Raw genomic sequence first — 17080 nt, 5'->3', positions numbered from 1 at the left:
CTAATTTTTTAGTTATTAATAATGACATTTACCACACTCAAGACCTCCAATTGCATCTACAGTGATTTTACCTCCATCCTTAGGATATTGTTTTTTCAACTTGTCATGTAGATTCTTGAAGTACTCTTTATTATAACCGTTGTTCATATCAACTTCAGTCGTTCTGTGGCACTCGATACACCATCCCATAGTAAAGTCGTTAGCCATTTGAACAACATTCATTGTATCAATTTTTCCGTGACAAGCTTTACATACAACATCAATTTTGTTGTCAGGATTCTTTTTGTTGAAAGAATTGATGATTGCCTGCTCACCAGCTACTACGTGCTGAGAGTGGTTGAAGTACACGAAGTCTGGCATGTTGTGGATTCTTGTCCATTCAACCGGCTGAGTTTTTCCTGTGTACTGTTGTTTTGCAGGATCCCAACCTGTTGCAGCATAGATCTTCTGGATTTCTCCGTCATAGAATGCCTTGTCTTTTCCTGGCTCCATGTAGTGATCTGCGTTGTATTCAGAAATTGTTCTGTGACAGTTCATACAAACGTTCATAGAAGGAATTTCAGATACCTTTCCATATTTGGCACTGGAGTGACATAGCTGACAGTCAATTTTCTGTTCTCCAGCGTGAATTTTGTGAGAGAAGTAGATAGGTTGTTCTGGTTTGTACCCTTTGTACACCCCGATCCACATTAGCCAGTTCCATACTCCGTAAGCTGCAAGAATAGCCAGAATAGTTAAAGCTATCTTCCCAACGTAGTGGAACTTCTCATACATTTCCTTGAACGAACGAACCCTTGTTTCATTAAGACCCGCTAATTCTTCAGACTGACCTAGTGTTACCAGCTGTCTTAGTTTTACCAAGATCCAAACTAATAAACCTGCAATCGCTAAAAGAGAAATGATGACAATGTTTGTAGTAGTTTTGTCTGCAGGTGCTGCCGCGGCTGCGCCAGTTGCAGAAGTTGCTTCCGGTTTTTTCTCTTCCGGAGCCGGAGGATTAGTAGTGAAAGCTAAAATGTCATCAATATCCTTCTCTGTAAGATTAGGAAACTGTAACATCTCAGTCTTATTATACTTTTCAAAAATCTCATTGGCGTATTTATCCCCAGAAGCTCTAAGAGCTTTGTTGTCTTTGATCCACTTGTGAAGCCAATCTTTGTCTACACCACCCTCTGTCTTTACACGTTCTACAACCCCTTTTAATGGAGGTCCAATAACCTGTTTGTCCAGCGCGTGGCATGCAGTACAATTCGCTTTGAAAAGTTTCTCTCCGTTTTTAGGATCGCCGTCTTGCCCGTAAAATGAAGCACTGGTTGATAGCAATAAGCCTATTGCGATCAACGTTTTTTTATAATGCTTTCTCCAACTAATCATTTAAATTATCTTATGTTAGTAAAATATTGAACATATCAATCCCGCAAAAATAATATTTTTAACACTAATTTAACGGCATATAAAAAGGGGAAAATGTCATTTAAGGTTAATTTGTATTGATTCTAAATAACCTGTTTGGTATAGTTTTTTAATTTGTATAAATTTGCGGAAACAAGTTTAAATGAGAAATCTGATCAAAATATTTTCAATATTATCATTATTAGGATTTTATAATATTGAAGCACAGCAAGTTGTTAAAAAGGATACGCTTTCGGGAACGGAGCTTGTCATGACTATGGATTCTAAAATTAATACTGCCTTGGAAGGAATTGAAGGCAAATGTTCCAAAGTTGCGAGTAATATTCCAACTAAAGATTCTAATAATACCGATAATGGTATTTCTACTGGAGGAATCACGAGGGCACCTAAAATTTATGTTCCAAATAGAGAACTTACCAATGCTGAGATTTGTAAAAAAAATCCTAGAATTTTAGGATTTAAAATTCAGATTACAACGGTTAAAAGCAATGAGGAAGCTAATGAGGTGAAGGCTTATTTCAGAAAGAGATTCCCCAATCTTAAGGTGGAAACCGATGCTTCTTTAAGACCAAATTATAAGATTTTAGCTGGAAGTTACTTTACAAAACAAAGTGCTGCGGGTGATCTTTCAAGAATCAGAGAATATTTCAAATCTGCTGTTGCTGTACAGTACAGAATTTTCTGTGCGGAAGCAAAATAAAAGAGATTTGATTTCACAAATACTAAAAAGGCTGAGAAAATTTTCTCAGCCTTTTCTATTGGTAATAAGTTTCCAGGAACCAGAAAAATTCGGACATTCTATACCAGTTGTTGGTCAGCAGGTAAACAAACAGCAGAGCAACGGTTAATGTTAAAAATGCGGATATTTTTGGGGATGATCTGTAAGCATAGAAAAGCCACCCTATGAGCAGTGGGTAGACAAAAACAAAGTGCCCTCCATAGATATAGGAGGTGTGAAGACCGAATCTCATGGCACAGTGGATGGTCATATCAACAAAAAATGAGATCATAATAATCTGGACCCATTTATTTTTAAAATTCTTAAAATAACTCCAGGTTATCAATGCTAATAATACACCTACGAAAATATATGAAAACACTGATGAATACGGCTCCATATAAAGGGCCTTAAAGGAAAATCCTTTCATATTATGTTTGTCAGATATGATAAAACCCGGGAATAAAATGTTACCGCCAAAAAAGAATGAAAGAACCATATCCCACGTGGGTATGGATTCTACATTAGAGAATTTTTCATACTGCTGATTGGTTTTTGAAAATATGTTCTGGTATTTAAAATCTATCCGGTTCAGGTAGAGTAATGCATAGCAGATGATTGCAATACTTCCCCTTACAATTGCGTTGCCTATTTTTTTCCAATCCCGGAAAAGACCTTTTTCAAAAAATACCGGAATGAAAACCTTGACAAGATTGGTTATAGTAAGGCCTCCAATAGTAATGGCCGCCAATGATAGTGCTGCTGTAGGTGTTTTTTTCTGCTTTTTTAATTTGATGGCTGCATAGTGGTTGTATAAGCTAAGTAAGAATAGAGTATAGGTGAAGTTTTCAGGAGTGAATGACAGGATGATATTCGTTGAAAAAATACCAAAAAACAGAATGAGGAGTAGGTTGAACTGTAAAGGAAGCCTGATAATGTTTTTTAAGTACTTAAAAACCTGAACAATATTCAATGTTATGATGATATTGCTGAGCCATGCCAGTATAAGCCTGAAGTTGGCATCCATTTTACCACCGGACATAAAAAGTGAGAATTCTCTGATCCAATTGAAAAAATAATAGGATAGAGGATGTCTTTCGAAACTTCCTCCCGTCATAAGGATTGATTTATTATCAAAACTAAAGTAAGCATCCCATGGAATTCTGCTGTCAAATATGATTCTGTAGTTAATGGCTATGTAAGAACCAAGGATTCCATAGCAGGTGATGAAAAATAAAAAAACGGCCACTTCTGTATAAGTGGAAGGAAATACCAGCTTTAAAAAATGAATGAATTTTGTTTTGATCAAAGACACGGGTCATATTTTTTGCAAAAGTAGAATAAAAAAACCACCAAAAGAGGTGGTTCTATAAAGTTTGTATAAACGTATTATTGCTTAATGATTTTTTCTGTAGTAGAAGTACCGTCTGCAAATTCTATCTTCATCAGATACGTTCCTTTTGGCAGGTCTGAAATATCTGTTTTTGAAGAATCTGTTTGATGGGTTGCTTTACCAGACATATCAAAAATTGAAGTAGTTTTTATTTTCTTATCAGTTTTGATATTGATTTCTCCTTGTGTAGGGTTAGGATAAAGAGAAATAGCAGATTTTGTTTTTGAAGTTTCACTGGTAGCAAGTACTCCCGTAGCTGTAACTTTTACGTCATCCAGCATAAACATGTATTTATCTGCCGACATGTATTGGAATCCTATTTTTATAGTTTGACCTGCATAGGCATCTAAATTCAAAGTAACCTGCTGCCATGCTGCATAAGGAGCAATTTTGGGAGAAATTCCTGAAATTATAGTAAAATTGGCACTGGACGTTGGGGTACCAGTTCCTGTGTATACTCCTACTTTATAGCTTTCTACAAAAGCAGGTGACATAGCTTTTACCCAAAATGTTAGAGTATTTGCACTGCTTCCTAAAGTTAATGCAGGAGAAATCAACCAGTCATTGTTGGCATTTACTCCCCCAGCAGGTGATCCTGCCCATGCTGCTGCATATTTAAGTCCGGTGTGAGGAGTGAAGTCTCTTACTTCTTCATCTGCTGCAGTTGCAGTTAAGTTGTTAGTAGCATTACTAGCTGACGGGTTGAAAATTTGAAAAGCCATTGGGCTTCCTGCGTTAGTCCAATCAGGTGCCCATGTTGGAGAAGTTTCACCACCAATTACCGGACCTCCGCCATAGTACGTGTTTAAACCGTCCAGATCGAGTGTGGACCAGTTTCCGAATCCTGTAATGGCAAAATTCGTGTAAGATTCAAAGCCTTCATCTAGTAAGACTGTTTGAGAGTGTGCTATTGTTCCGAACAATAAACTTAAACAAAGTATAGCTTTTTTCATGTTAAAATATTTTTCATAAAATTAAGAAAAATATTTTAATAGTGTAATGAATATTCAATGAATAAAGAAAAATATTAACCTTTTGCTAAGAACTGCAGGAAAGTGTAGAACATCCGGTAATGTCATTATAGCTGTTTGGGCGTTTGGCTGAAAACTCAGGATGCCTTTCTTCATAGGGGTTTTCTAGTGCTTCGGTTAGTTTTTCCAGCATGTCTGTTCTCCCAATGCTGATCTCTTCAATACATTCATAGAGCAGGTAGTTTCTGAGTGTGAATTTAGGATTTGTTTTTTTCATTAAAGCTAAAGAATCCTCTCTTGAAATGGTGTTTAGATTTAACCGGGAGTTGTATGTAGTAAGAAAATCTTCCAGCTTTTTCAGTTTTTCTTCATTAACCGAAATATAGGAAACCTTGTTGAAGAAGTCTTTTACATCTGTAGTAGAAGGTAGTTTTTCAAGATAATTGAAAAATAAAGTGTAATCCATCTGCAATTCCTGCATCAGGCCCTGCCAGTTGGTAAAAAAATCTTCATCCTCTTTACGCAGCTCATCAAAACCGAATTTTCTACAAAGCATTGCATCATGGCTCTCCCAGAAATAGGTCCCAAAATGATTTAAGGTATCTTCTAAAAATTTTTCGTCTTTAATTATGGGATGAAGAGCATTGGCAAGCTGCCAGAGATTCCATTGGGCAATCTGGCCCTGTTTTCCAAAAGCATATCTTCTTCCCGGAAGGTCAGTGGTATTTGGTGTAAAATTCAAATCATATTCATCCATCATTGAATAAGGCCCGTAATCTATGGTTAATCCCAAAATTGACATATTGTCTGTATTCATTACTCCATGTACAAAGCCTACTCTGAACCACTCAACTATTAAATTTGCAGTTTTTGTACAGACGTTTTCAAAAAAATCTTTATATCTCTGAATGCCTGATGAAGTGATTTCGGGAAAGTAATTCTCAATGGTAAAATCTACAAGTTCCTGTAAGGTTTTATATTCCCTTTGTGCAGACATGAGTTCAAAATGACCAAAACGGAGAAAGCTTTCCGCTGTTCTTATGACCACAGCTCCTTTTTCCAGTTGTGGATTTCCGTTATACATCATATCACGAACCACATCTTCTCCTGTAAAAGCCAGGCTTAAGGCTCTTGTAGTGGGAACACCCAGATGATACATAGCTTCACTCATCAGATATTCCCGGACTGAAGATCTTAATACGGCTCTTCCGTCTGCATGCCGTGAGTAAGGTGTTGCACCTGCTCCCTTCCATTGCAATTCTGTCTTTTGGCCTGAATTATTTTCAATTTCCCCTGCCAGAATTGCTCTTCCGTCTCCAAGCTGTCCTGCCCAGTTTCCAAACTGATGTCCGGCATAGGCTGTGGCATAGGTTTGAATATTTTCTGGAAGCTTGTTTCCAACCAGAAAATCAAGATCTTTTTCTTCAAATGCTCCTAGCCCTATTTCTTCAGAAAGTGTTTGATTAAAAGCTATTAGCTTAGGTTCGCCAAATCCTGCCGGGCTAATGGTAGCAAATAAAACCTTGGGCGTATTTCTCTGCATAAGGTTGCCGGAAAAATCTCCTGGAAATTTCTTGATGAAAGGTTGTCTGATGCGTTCGATATTCATACACCAAAGGTATTAATTATAAAAGAAAAGACCTTTCAAATTCTTGAAAGGTCTTGTGTATTTCTAAAAGAGAAATTATTTATTAAAATCTACCTCATCGTTTGAGTGAAGATTCTCATTGATGTTTTCCTCTTTCTTTTCTGTGGTTTTCTTTGGACTAGGGTCTGCTGCTCTTGGGTTTTTAATTTCGTCAATTGTTTGAAGACTTCCATCATCTCCATAACCTCCGCTTAAGCCCCTAAGGTTTGAGCAACCGTCTTTCCAGTCTGAAGGCTTAATAAACTTATCATCCGGAGATACTCCCAGGGTTTTATCTGCCCATACCTTTTTCATGTAGATAGCCCAAATTGGCAATGCCATTCTTGCTCCCTGACCTTCACCGGTACCAAAGAAGTGAGTGGCTCTGTCTTCCCATCCAACCCATGCTCCGGTTGCCAGTTTAGGAGTGATTCCCATAAACCAACCATCAGAGTTGTTCTGTGTGGTACCTGTTTTGGCGGCAATTTCCACTCCTTTTGAAATTCCTCTTCTTCCCAGCTCTCCTGAAGCTGTTCCGTACTGTGCCACACCTTTCATCAATTCGATCATGGTGTAAGCGTATAGTGGGTTCATTACCTCTTTTGGTTCTACATTTACTTCTTTGATTACTCTTCCGTTGGCATCTTCAATTCTCCAGATCATTTCCGGTTTATTGTGGTTACCATAATTCGCAAAAGTACTGTAGGCACCTAGCATTTCATAGATGGTAATATCTGATGAACCCAGGGCAATAGTATTGTTTCTCGGGATATCTTCCGTTACACCAAGGTCTCTTGCTGTCTGGATTACAGCATCTACGCCTGTCATCTCAATAAGTCTTGCGGCAATAGGGTTTTGAGAGTGTGCCAAACCATCTTTTAAAGTAAGCATTCCCCCTCTTCCCGGCACATGCCATCCATTGTGATCGTAAGTTCCGTTGGAAACTGTTGAGCAAGGTGTCATTCCAAGTTTCATAATAGCGGTAGCATATACGAAAGGTTTGAAGGTAGATCCTACCTGTCTCTTACCCTGCTTGATATGATCATATTGGAAGTGCTGCCAATCAATACCTCCTACCCAGGCTTTGATTTCTCCGGTTCCCGGAACCATGGACATTAGTCCTGCCTGTGCAATCTGCTTGTGGTATCTGATAGAATCCCAAGGTGACATTTCCACCTCTTCTTCTCCGCTCCATGTAAATCGTGATGTTTTGATAGGCTTTTTAAACTCCATCATGATAGAATCTTCAGGCATACCATCAGCTTTTAACAGCTTATATCTACCGGTTCTTTTCATGGCCTGAAGCATTACCTGACTGATCTGTTTGTCCGTAAGATAGTAGAATGGCCTGTTTTTTCTTCCTCTCTGTTCTGCATCAAATCTCTTCTGAAGATCTGTTAAGTGTTCTTTGATTGATTCTTCGGCATACTTCTGCATTTTAGAATCAAGGGTAACATATATTTTTAAACCGTCTTTATAAAGGTTAAGCTTTTTACCGGTTTCTTTTTCATATCCTGCCAGGTATTTGTCAATTTCCTTTCTCAGGTAAAACTTATAATACGCGGAATATCCGTCAGTGATACTTTTAATAGGGTGGAAATCTACTTCTACAGGCGTATTGATTGCTTTTTCATACGTTGCCGCATCAATATAACCGGTTTTTTGCATCTGATCCAATACAACATTCCTTCTTTCCTTTGCTTTTTCAGGATATCTGTAAGGGTTGTTTTTTCTTGGGTTTTCGAGCATAGCTACAAAAGTGGCAGCTTCAGGCAATGTAAGTTCCGAAGTTTTTTTATTAAAATAAACTCTGGAAGCCATCTCAACACCGTTTGCATTGAAAAGGAAATCAAATTTGTTGAAATATAAGGTAATGATTTCTTCCTTGGTGTATCTTTTTTCAAGACTTACTGCCACTACCCATTCTTTAAGCTTTTGGAAAGCTCTCTCTATTTTGTTTTGAGAAGCTGTTCCGGTAAAAAGAAGCTTTGCCAGCTGTTGGGTAATAGTAGAACCACCTCCACGGCCTCCTCCGTAAGCAACGGCTCTGGCAATAGAGTATAGGTCAATTCCTGAATGTTCTTTAAAACGTTCATCTTCTTTAGCCTGTAATGCATAAATAAGATAAGGAGGAAGATCCTTGTAAACAATAGGCTGTGTTTTTTCTTTTTCAAACTTACCCAGCGTAACGCCATCTGAAGAGATAATTTCAGAAGCGACAAAGATATCCGGATTTTCAAGTTCTTTTACATCCGGCATTTCTCCAAGGAAACCCTGAGAAACAGCGAAGAAAAGGCCTGAAATTCCTAATACTACTGCAATGAGCCCAATCCAGATAAATGAAACCCATTTTTTCCAAGAGGTATTTTTCTTTTGTTTGGGAGGCAGAGGGAAAGTTTTCCCTTTGTTTCCTGTATTTTTTCTGTTTTCTTCCATTTATGATTACGGTTTAGCCGTTTCTAATTTTATCCCAATATCTTCAATTCCCGGAAGGTTGTCATTCCTCATAGCCTGAGTCAGCCCGATTTCATATTTACCTTTTCCTGGAAATCTATAATTCAATTTATACTGAAACAACGTTTCCTTTGTATCACCAAAGCCTGTACCAAGCCATTCTCCATTGGGTTTTGCCAAAACATAATTCAATGTGTCGGTTTCCTTCTTTTTATTCTGGAGATTGGTAAAATTGACAATGAATCTTATATTGCTGTAAGGATAATCGTTATTATTCCTTACAACAAATATAATATTTTTAGGATTCTGCGGATCTGAAATTTCAAGATTAAATTTTTGCTCACTTTTCTTATTCCATTTGTTATCAACGGAATTCATAATGACATCTTCTCCTGAAGAAGAAGTACAGCTAAAGAAAAGGATAAGGGAAAATAATCCTAAAATGTTACGCATCATTATCTTTTTTTGGAGGAAATTTCTTTTTAAATTTCTTCTTATTTGGGTTCGTTTGTGGCTTTTTCTCAGCATCAGCACTGTTTTCTGTCTTTTCCACAGGACGTTTTTGCTGTGGATTAGGTTTTTGTTGTCTGGGCTGCTGATTTCCTGATTGAGTATTTGGGTTTTCCGGTTTTTCAGACCTTTCGGGTCTGTCTTGTCTTTCCGGTCTGGTTCTCTTCTGTCCCTGTCCTTGCCCTCCCTGTTGAGGGTTGTTTGGCTTATTCTGGTTATTTCTGTTTCTGTTTCCCCGGTTTTTCTTTTCGAAACGGTCTACATTGTTTTCCTGAATAAGGTCAATGCTTTGAAGGGGTAAGTCAGGTTGTTTTAAATCTTCCAGTGGAAGGGTTCTTTCGCCTCTTTTATTTTTTGAAATCAATTTTTTTACAAGATCAATATCAAAATCATACCAGGCAATAGAGCTATCTACATAAGCAAACCACATTTTCTTTTTGAAAACGTCTATTTTAATACAGAATGCTCTCCCTTTTTCTGTTTCCAAAACGGTGGAAGAAGACGGGAAATTGCTTAATGCATCCAGATAACTGTCCAGTTCATAGTTAAGACAGCATTTAAGCTTTCCACATTGTCCTGCCAGCTTTTGAGGATTGATACTCAGCTGCTGATATCTTGCTACATTGGTATTTACAGATCTGAAGTCGGTCAGCCAGGTTGAGCAGCAAAGCTCACGTCCGCATGACCCTATTCCTCCTACTTTCGCAGCTTCCTGTCTGAAACCGATCTGTTTCATGTCGATCTTTGTTCTGAAGGAGCCTGCATATTCTTTTATCAGCTGTCTGAAATCCACTCGGGTATCAGCAGTATAATAAAATGTAATCTTTGAAGAATCACCCTGATATTCTACATCAGTGACTTTCATTTCAAGTCCTAATCTGTGGGCAATTTTTCTTGCTTCAAGTTTTACTGCGTCCTCTTTTTTTCTTGCTTCCTGCCATACCTCAAGGTCTTTTTGGTTGGCTTGTCTGTATATTTTTAGTGCTGATTCTTCAGATGCTTTTTTCTTTTTCATCTGGATTTTCACTAATTCTCCGGTAAGGCTTACAACACCTACATCGTGTCCCGGGCTAGATTCTACTGTAACTACGCTACCAATATGTAAAGGGATATTGTTTACATTTTTATAAAAAGATTTCCTGTCATTTTTAAACCTAACTTCTACAAAGTCACACCTGTTAGATGCTGGATTGTTGATGTTAGAAAGCCAGTCAAAAACACTTAATTTATAACTATTCCCGCAGGTATTTACATTTTCACAACCACTTGCAGTCTTCTTGGGACCGCAAGAATGTGCAGAATCGCCGGATGTTTTGCATCCACAACTCATATTAATATTATTTATAATCTTGCAAATTTATGTATTTTTATCTTTATGCAATTCTAAAATATTTAAATATTCAATAACCTTATTGTTTAAGGTTAAACAAAATAATTGAATATGTTTATATAGGCTCTTAAGTATTTATAAACAATGGTTTTATGGGTAGTTTTATCTAAAGTGTTATTTTAAACATAGTTTTCTTTAAGTATATTGTTTAAAATATTGGGAAATATTAACAGACGTATTCAAAATAACTTTATATTTGGATTATATAATAATAGTCTATGAAAAAAATATTAGTATCAACTGCTTTATTGGCGGGGGTTTTATCTTACGCAGGGGGCTTCAGAGTTTCTTTGCAGGGGGTAAAACAATTGGCAATGGCGCATACTAGTGCTCATGCCGAAGACGCGAGTGTGACATTCTTTAACCCCGCGGGTATGTCATTTATCCCTTCCAAACTGAGTGTAGTGGCAGGAGGGTTTGGTGCAAGTAATAAAGTTACTTTTCAAAACTTAAATACTTTACAGAGTACAGAAACAGATAATCCTCTGGGAACACCTATCTACGCAGCGATTACTTATAAACCAATAGAAAATCTATCCGTAGGGTTAAGCTTTTCCACGCCTTTTGGAAGCACTGTTCAATGGCCGGAAGATTGGGAAGGCAAAGAGTTGGTGCAGAAAATGGAGCTGAAGAGTTACTATTTTCAGCCTATGGTTTCTGTGAAACTAGCTCCTTGGTTGTCTTTTGGTGCCAGCTATATTTATGCAAGAGGAAAAGTAGATTGGGATAAAGCGGTAACGCAATTCGGAGGACAGGTTAACATCAATGATGAAAAAGCCAGTGGCCATGGATATGGATTCGGTTTCTATTTCAGACCTGACCCTAAGTTGGATGTAAGTATAGCTTACCGTTCAGCAATAGATATGAAAGCTAAAAACGGAACAGCTACGTTCAAGTTCCCTACACAGTCTCCTTACTCTCTGTTAAAATTAAATGCAGCAGGGCAGGATGGATTTTCAGCAACGCTTCCATTGGTTGAAGAATATACAATTGGTTTGACCTATAAAGTGACTCCAAAATGGCAGATTTCTGCAGATTTTAATTACCATGGATGGGAAAGATATAGCAAATTGGTGTTGGATTTTGACAATGCACCACTTGCCCCTAACAATCCTTCAGATCCGACGGTTTTAGTAAATCCTAAGAATTTCAGAAATTCCAAGACATTCAGATTGGGAACTCAATATGCATTCACCAATATGATCTATGGACGCTTGGGAGCTTATTATGATGAGTCTCCTTACTCCAATGAAAACTTTATTCCTGAAACCCCTTCATTTAATACCTATGTGGTGACCGGTGGGGTAGGATTCAAGTTGAAAGAATTTGGAATTGATATTGCCGGAGGATATGCAATGCCTCAAGCCAGAGATGTAAACAATTCTGCTATCGGACTTTACGGACAAGCGAAAGCAAAAGCATTCTACTTCGGTCTAGGTTTATCTTATAATCCTTTTTAATTAAAAGACTATGAAAAAAATTATAATATCAACAATTGCTGTCTCTGCACTTCTTTTCACTGTAACGAGCTGTAATACAGATTTCGATACGGATGTGAAAGATATTCCGGTAACGAAAGGAGACGCAGATTTTTCAAAATATATTTCTTTAGGTAATTCTCTTACTTCCGGATATCGTGATGGGGCGCTATATAGCAGCGGCCAGAATGAATCCTATCCGAGCATGATTGCCGGACAGATGAGACTTGCGGGTGGAGGAGATTTCAAACAGCCTCTGATGCCTAATGACGTAGGAGGGTTTAACAATCTTCCTGGTTTTCCTGGAAAATTAAACCTTCAGATAGTTAATGGATCCCCGTCTCCGGTACCAAGTGCTCCGGCAGCGGCATTGGATCTTTTGCCTAGCGGCAGTTCTTATAATAATATGGGGGTGCCGGGAGCGAAGTCATTCCATCTGGTTGCACCCGGATATGGTAACCAAGCAGGTCTTGCTGCTGGAAAGGCTAATCCTTATTTTGTAAGATTTGCCTCTTCTGCCACAACAAGCGTTTTGGCTGATGCGATGGCTCAGAAAGCAACATTCTTCTCTCTTTGGATAGGAAATAATGATGTATTATCATATGCTACCAATGGAGGAACAAATTCGCAGACAATAGGTGGAGTTACAACATATACTACTGCTACAGTTCAGACAGGAAATACTGATCCGACGTTATACAAGTCAAATGATATTTCTGATCCGGCGGTAGTGGCGGGTTCTATTAAAGGAGTTTTGGACGGCCTTAAAAGTGTAGGAACAACTAAAGGGGTTATTGCAAACATTCCTTATGTTACCTCTGTGCCTTTCTTTACGACAGTTCCTTACAATCCTTTGACACCTGAAAAACTGGGTGCTAATTTAGCAACACTTAATGCGAGTTTATATGGTCCTTTAAAGCAGGCGCTTACCGCTTTTGGTGCTGGAGACAGAATTAATCTTCTTTCTTCTACTTCTCCCAATCCTGTTTTAATTAAGGATGTATCCCTTACGGATTTATCGGCTCAGCTTACAGCAGCGTTAACTCCTTCTTTAGGAGTGGGGCTGGCTGGTGCTTTCGGACAAATCTTTGGACAGGCAAGACAGGCTACGTCAAGTGATTATATCCTGCTTACTACAAGTTCTGTGATTAGTACTACTGCACCTGGTGTGCCGGCTCCGGTAAATGTATATGGAATTTCTTATCCTCTACAAAACCAACATGTATTAACAAAAACAGAGGCTGCTTATGTAAAAACAGCAACAGATGCATACAATGCCTCTATAAGATCACTTGCTGACTCATATGGATTGGCTTTTGTAGATGCAAATGCTAAAATGATTGATTTGAACGGACAATCCGGAATTTCATTTGACGGCGTAAAATACTCTGCAAAATTTGTTACGGGAGGAGCTTTCTCTCTTGATGGTGTTCACCTTACAGGACGGGGATATGGTGTTATAGCCAACGAGTTTATTAAATCTATAAATGCAAAATACAGATCTACATTACCACAGGTAGATCCAAACAAATATGATGGTGTTAAATTCCCATAATAATTGATAAAATAAAAACTTAAAGACCACAAGAGTAATTCTTGTGGTTTTTTTTTAAATTTGCAAAATCTTTTAAAAAGTAAAAATGGCCGATCAGTTAAGTTATCTATTTTGTACAAGAACCAGCAGGGACTTGGCAGAGAAAATTGCCCAGCATTATGGGAAAGAATTAGGGAAAATCAACTTTCAGGAGTTTAGCGACGGGGAATTTGAACCTGTTTTAGACGAATCTGTAAGAGGAGGAAGAGTTTTCTTAATAGGATCTACGTTTCCACCCGCAGACAATCTTTTGGAGCTTCTCCTAATGATTGATGCAGCGAAAAGAGCTTCTGCAAAGAGTATTACCGTTGTAATTCCTTATTTCGGACTTGCGAGACAGGACAGAAAAGACAAACCAAGAGCGCCGATCGGTGCTAAGCTAGTTGCTAACCTTCTTACTGCAGCAGGGGCAACAAGAGTAATGACAATGGATCTTCACGCAGATCAGATTCAGGGATTCTTTGAAATTCCTGTAGATCACCTTTATGCTTCCTCTATTTTCGTGGATTATATCAGATCTTTAAATCTTGATAATCTTACCATTGCTTCACCGGATATGGGAGGTGCAAAGAGAGCTAAAAACTATGCAGGCCACTTGGGGGCAGAAGTAGTAATTGCTTATAAGGAAAGAAAGAAAGCAAACGTTATCGAAGAAATGTTCCTAATCGGAGATGTTACAGGTAAAAACGTAATCCTTATTGATGATATGATTGATACTGCGGGTACGCTTTGTAAAGCTGCAGACATCCTAATTGAAAAAGGTGCAAAGACAGTAAGAGCGATGGCTACGCACGGAGTGCTTTCGGGTAAGGCTTACGAGAATATTGAGAACTCTAAAATCTTGGAAGTTATTGTAACTGACTCAATTCCTGTTAAAAATAATTTGTCAACTAAAATAAAAGTGCTATCTTGCGCCCCATTATTTGCGGATGTTATGACAATGGTTCATGAGCATAGATCAATTAGTAGTAAATTTGTTATTTAATTGATTTTTAGCGACTTGCAAATTAAAACTAAAATAATTTTTTAAATTTTTATAAATGAAATCTATTACAATTCAAGGTACAAAAAGAGAAAGCGTGGGCAAAAAGTCTACAAAAGCTTTACGTGATGCTGAATTAGTTCCTTGTGTTGTTTATGGAGGTGGTGAGCCTTTGAACTTCTCTGCTGAAGAGAGAGCTTTCAAAGGATTAGTATACACTCCTGAAGCACACACGGTATCTATTGAAGTTGATGGTCAAACAATTCCAGCAGTTCTTCAGGATATTCAGTTTCACCCAATTACAGACAAGATTCTTCACGCAGACTTCTATCAATTATCTGACGATAAGCCAGTTGTTATGGAGGTTCCTGTAAGAATTACTGGACGTTCAAAAGGTGTTGTTGCTGGTGGTGCTTTACGTCAGTCTTTCAGAAAATTGAAAGTAAAAGCTATTCCTGCTAACTTGCCGGACGAAATAGTTGTAGATGTTACTCCATTAAGAATTGGTAACAAACTTTACATCGGAGGTATCAAAACTGAAGGATATACTTTCATGCACCCGGACAATGCAGTTGTAGTAGCTGTTAAGATGTCTAGAAATGCAATGAAAGGAGGTGCAGCAGCAGAGGACGATGATGAAGAAGAAGTGGCTGAAGAAGTGGCTACTCAATCTCCTGATGTTCCAACAACAGAAGAAAAATCTGCAGAATAAGAATTGCTTATTATGCAAAGGTATAAGAACCTGTCATTTTATTGGCAGGTTTTTTTTATGGGAGTAAGGTAGCTGTTAAAGAAAGACAATAGGCAATGGATTTATTTGTTACTTCTCATTTCAATCTTATCCATCGAATAATTCTATTAACTGACAACAATCAGCAGGCAGCCGGATGTATCCTTTCGGAAAAAAAGCCGTAAATTTGAAGTGTTCTAAATAAGGACGTTTTAATTTAAAATGTAAATAAATGTTTGACATTCAGGAAATAAGAAGCCAGTTTTCTATATTGGACAGGGAAGTGAACGGTAAGCCATTGGTTTATTTGGATAATGCAGCTACATCTCAAAAACCAAATTCGGTGTTGGAAGTTTGTCATGCATATTATACAGAACTTAATGCTAATGTTCACAGAGGAATTCATACATTAAGCCAGCTCGCTACAGAAGAAATGGAGCTTTCGAGAAGAAAGATTCAGAAATTCATCAATGCTGAACATGACTTTGAAGTTATTTTTACAAAAGGAACTACAGAAGGGTTAAACCTCATTGCTTATATTTTAACTCAAAAATTAAAAAAAGATGATGAGATTATTATTTCCTATCTGGAACATCACTCGAATATCGTTCCATGGCAAATGCTTTGCGAAAGAACCGGAGCAAAACTGCGTGTAATTCCTATTGATGAAAACGGTATTCTGCAGATGGATCAATTTGATCAGTTCCTAAGTGAAAAAACCAAAGTGGTATCTGTAAACCAGGTTTCCAATGCGTTGGGAATTGTAAATCCTATTGAAGAAATTATATCAAAAGCAAGAAAAAATACAGACGCCTATATTGTTATTGACGGGGCCCAGTCTGCTCCTCACTTCAATATAGATGTTCAGAAAATGGATTGCGATTTCTTTGTGTTTTCCGGCCACAAAATGTATGCTCCGATGGGAACAGGTGTTTTATATGGGAAACGTGAAATATTAGAGGCTTTGCCGCCATTTCATGGAGGAGGAGAGATGATTGCTACCTGCTCTTTTGATGGAACTACCTATGCAGGGCTTCCATTTAAATATGAAGCAGGAACACCAAATGTAGGAGGGAATATTGCATTGGGAGCTGCCGTGGATTTTATGAACAGAGTAGGACATGAAAATATTCAAAACCATGAAAATGCGTTGTTGCAATATGCTCAAAAACAGCTTTTAGAAATAGAAGGAATTAAAATATATGGTGAAAAAGCAAAAAGAACAGGTGTTGTTTCTTTTAACCTGGAAGGAGTAGGGATTTCTTCCGATGTAGGAATGATTCTCGATAAAATGGGAATTGCCGTAAGAACAGGGCACCACTGTACGCAGCCTATTATGAACTTCTTTAATATTGCAGGGACAGTAAGAGCCAGTTTTGCTGTGTATAATACTTTTGAAGAAATTGATGCTTTGGTAGAAGGTGTTAAAAAAGCGCAGCGAATGTTAAGCTAGTATATATTACTTTTCAATATATCAATAAAAAAGCAGCTGGACAGCTGCTTTTTCTAGTCAGGTTCACAGGTACATCGACCGTTGATAATAACCTGATGATAGCCATCAGCACATGGAAGACAGATTTCCCCTCCTGCCATTATATGCTTTAGGGTTGTTTTATTAAGTTTTTTCATAATAATGGGATTAAAGTGTTAGTTACTCGAATATAAGATAAATAGTTGATAAAATATTATGCCGGCGAGATTCTTTAGCATTGACTAGTCCTGAAATAACGATACAAATTAAAGGATAAAAGTAAATAATTAAACCAGAGTAAATTTATTTTTGCTTTGGTTTTTTATTTTATAAGTTTTCATTTTTAATT

Annotated in this window: 14 protein-coding genes; 6 read left to right on the top strand and 8 right to left on the bottom strand. The window is 37.7% G+C overall.

Going from position 1 to position 17080, the window contains the following annotated elements; genetic code table 11:
* Positions 1-15 precede the first annotated feature (15 nt).
* The gene (locus tag MP478_RS17750; RefSeq protein WP_202272019.1) at positions 16-1374 is read right to left on the bottom strand and encodes a c-type cytochrome; all 1359 of its coding nucleotides are present in this window, start codon (positions 1372-1374) and stop codon (positions 16-18) included.
* A 181-nt stretch (positions 1375-1555) separates the two neighbouring features.
* Between MP478_RS17750 and MP478_RS17745 the strand changes: the two genes are divergently transcribed.
* A complete protein-coding gene (locus tag MP478_RS17745) occupies positions 1556-2113 on the top strand; it encodes an SPOR domain-containing protein (protein WP_257201201.1) in 558 nt (185 codons plus the stop codon).
* A gap of 55 nt (positions 2114-2168) precedes the next feature.
* Here MP478_RS17745 and MP478_RS17740 read toward each other — a convergent pair whose 3' ends face one another.
* From MP478_RS17740 to MP478_RS17715, 6 genes are all read right to left on the bottom strand, one after another.
* Complete coding sequence (locus MP478_RS17740) at positions 2169-3446, bottom strand: DUF6080 domain-containing protein (protein WP_257201200.1); 1278 nt, start codon at positions 3444-3446, stop codon at positions 2169-2171.
* Between the two features lie 74 nt (positions 3447-3520).
* Positions 3521-4477 carry a T9SS-dependent choice-of-anchor J family protein gene (locus tag MP478_RS17735; RefSeq protein WP_257201199.1) on the bottom strand — a complete coding sequence of 319 codons (957 nt, stop codon included), beginning with the start codon at positions 4475-4477 and terminating at the stop codon, positions 3521-3523.
* Between the two features lie 85 nt (positions 4478-4562).
* Positions 4563-6104 (bottom strand): YdiU family protein, encoded by a 1542-nt coding sequence (locus MP478_RS17730; RefSeq protein WP_257201198.1) that lies wholly within the window; start codon positions 6102-6104, stop codon positions 4563-4565.
* 75 nt (positions 6105-6179) lie between these two features.
* Entirely contained in the window at positions 6180-8558 is a 2379-nt protein-coding gene (locus MP478_RS17725; RefSeq protein ID WP_257190267.1) for a transglycosylase domain-containing protein, read from the bottom strand.
* A 6-nt stretch (positions 8559-8564) separates the two neighbouring features.
* Positions 8565-9032, bottom strand: coding sequence for a gliding motility lipoprotein GldH (locus tag MP478_RS17720; protein WP_230033508.1), 468 nt, complete (start codon positions 9030-9032; stop codon positions 8565-8567).
* The gene (locus MP478_RS17715; RefSeq protein WP_230033510.1) at positions 9022-10416 is read right to left on the bottom strand and encodes a regulatory iron-sulfur-containing complex subunit RicT; all 1395 of its coding nucleotides are present in this window, start codon (positions 10414-10416) and stop codon (positions 9022-9024) included. The genes MP478_RS17720 and MP478_RS17715 overlap by 11 nt, the downstream gene beginning before the upstream one ends.
* Positions 10417-10694: 278 nt before the next feature.
* Between MP478_RS17715 and MP478_RS17710 the strand changes: the two genes are divergently transcribed.
* The 5 genes from MP478_RS17710 (at position 10695) to MP478_RS17690 (ending at position 16713) form a co-directional block, all read left to right on the top strand.
* Positions 10695-11936 carry an OmpP1/FadL family transporter gene (locus MP478_RS17710; RefSeq protein ID WP_257190268.1) on the top strand — a complete coding sequence of 414 codons (1242 nt, stop codon included), beginning with the start codon at positions 10695-10697 and terminating at the stop codon, positions 11934-11936.
* A 10-nt stretch (positions 11937-11946) separates the two neighbouring features.
* Positions 11947-13509, top strand: coding sequence for a G-D-S-L family lipolytic protein (locus MP478_RS17705; protein ID WP_257190269.1), 1563 nt, complete (start codon positions 11947-11949; stop codon positions 13507-13509).
* Positions 13510-13594: 85 nt separating this feature from the next.
* Entirely contained in the window at positions 13595-14533 is a 939-nt protein-coding gene (locus MP478_RS17700; protein ID WP_230033518.1) for a ribose-phosphate pyrophosphokinase, read from the top strand.
* 55 nt (positions 14534-14588) lie between these two features.
* Positions 14589-15242 carry a 50S ribosomal protein L25/general stress protein Ctc gene (locus tag MP478_RS17695; RefSeq protein WP_257190270.1) on the top strand — a complete coding sequence of 218 codons (654 nt, stop codon included), beginning with the start codon at positions 14589-14591 and terminating at the stop codon, positions 15240-15242.
* A 250-nt stretch (positions 15243-15492) separates the two neighbouring features.
* Positions 15493-16713, top strand: a complete 1221-nt coding sequence (locus MP478_RS17690) for a cysteine desulfurase (RefSeq protein WP_257190271.1) — start codon at positions 15493-15495, stop codon at positions 16711-16713.
* A gap of 53 nt (positions 16714-16766) precedes the next feature.
* On the opposite strand, the gene MP478_RS17685 is transcribed toward MP478_RS17690, so the two are convergent.
* Complete coding sequence (locus MP478_RS17685) at positions 16767-16889, bottom strand: GNAT family acetyltransferase (RefSeq protein WP_230033521.1); 123 nt, start codon at positions 16887-16889, stop codon at positions 16767-16769.
* Between the last annotated feature and the right edge of the window lie 191 nt (positions 16890-17080).

The organism is Chryseobacterium sp. WG14 (assembly GCF_024586945.1).
Taxonomy (GTDB): domain Bacteria; phylum Bacteroidota; class Bacteroidia; order Flavobacteriales; family Weeksellaceae; genus Chryseobacterium.
This window is presented reverse-complemented; position numbering and strand designations above follow the sequence as displayed.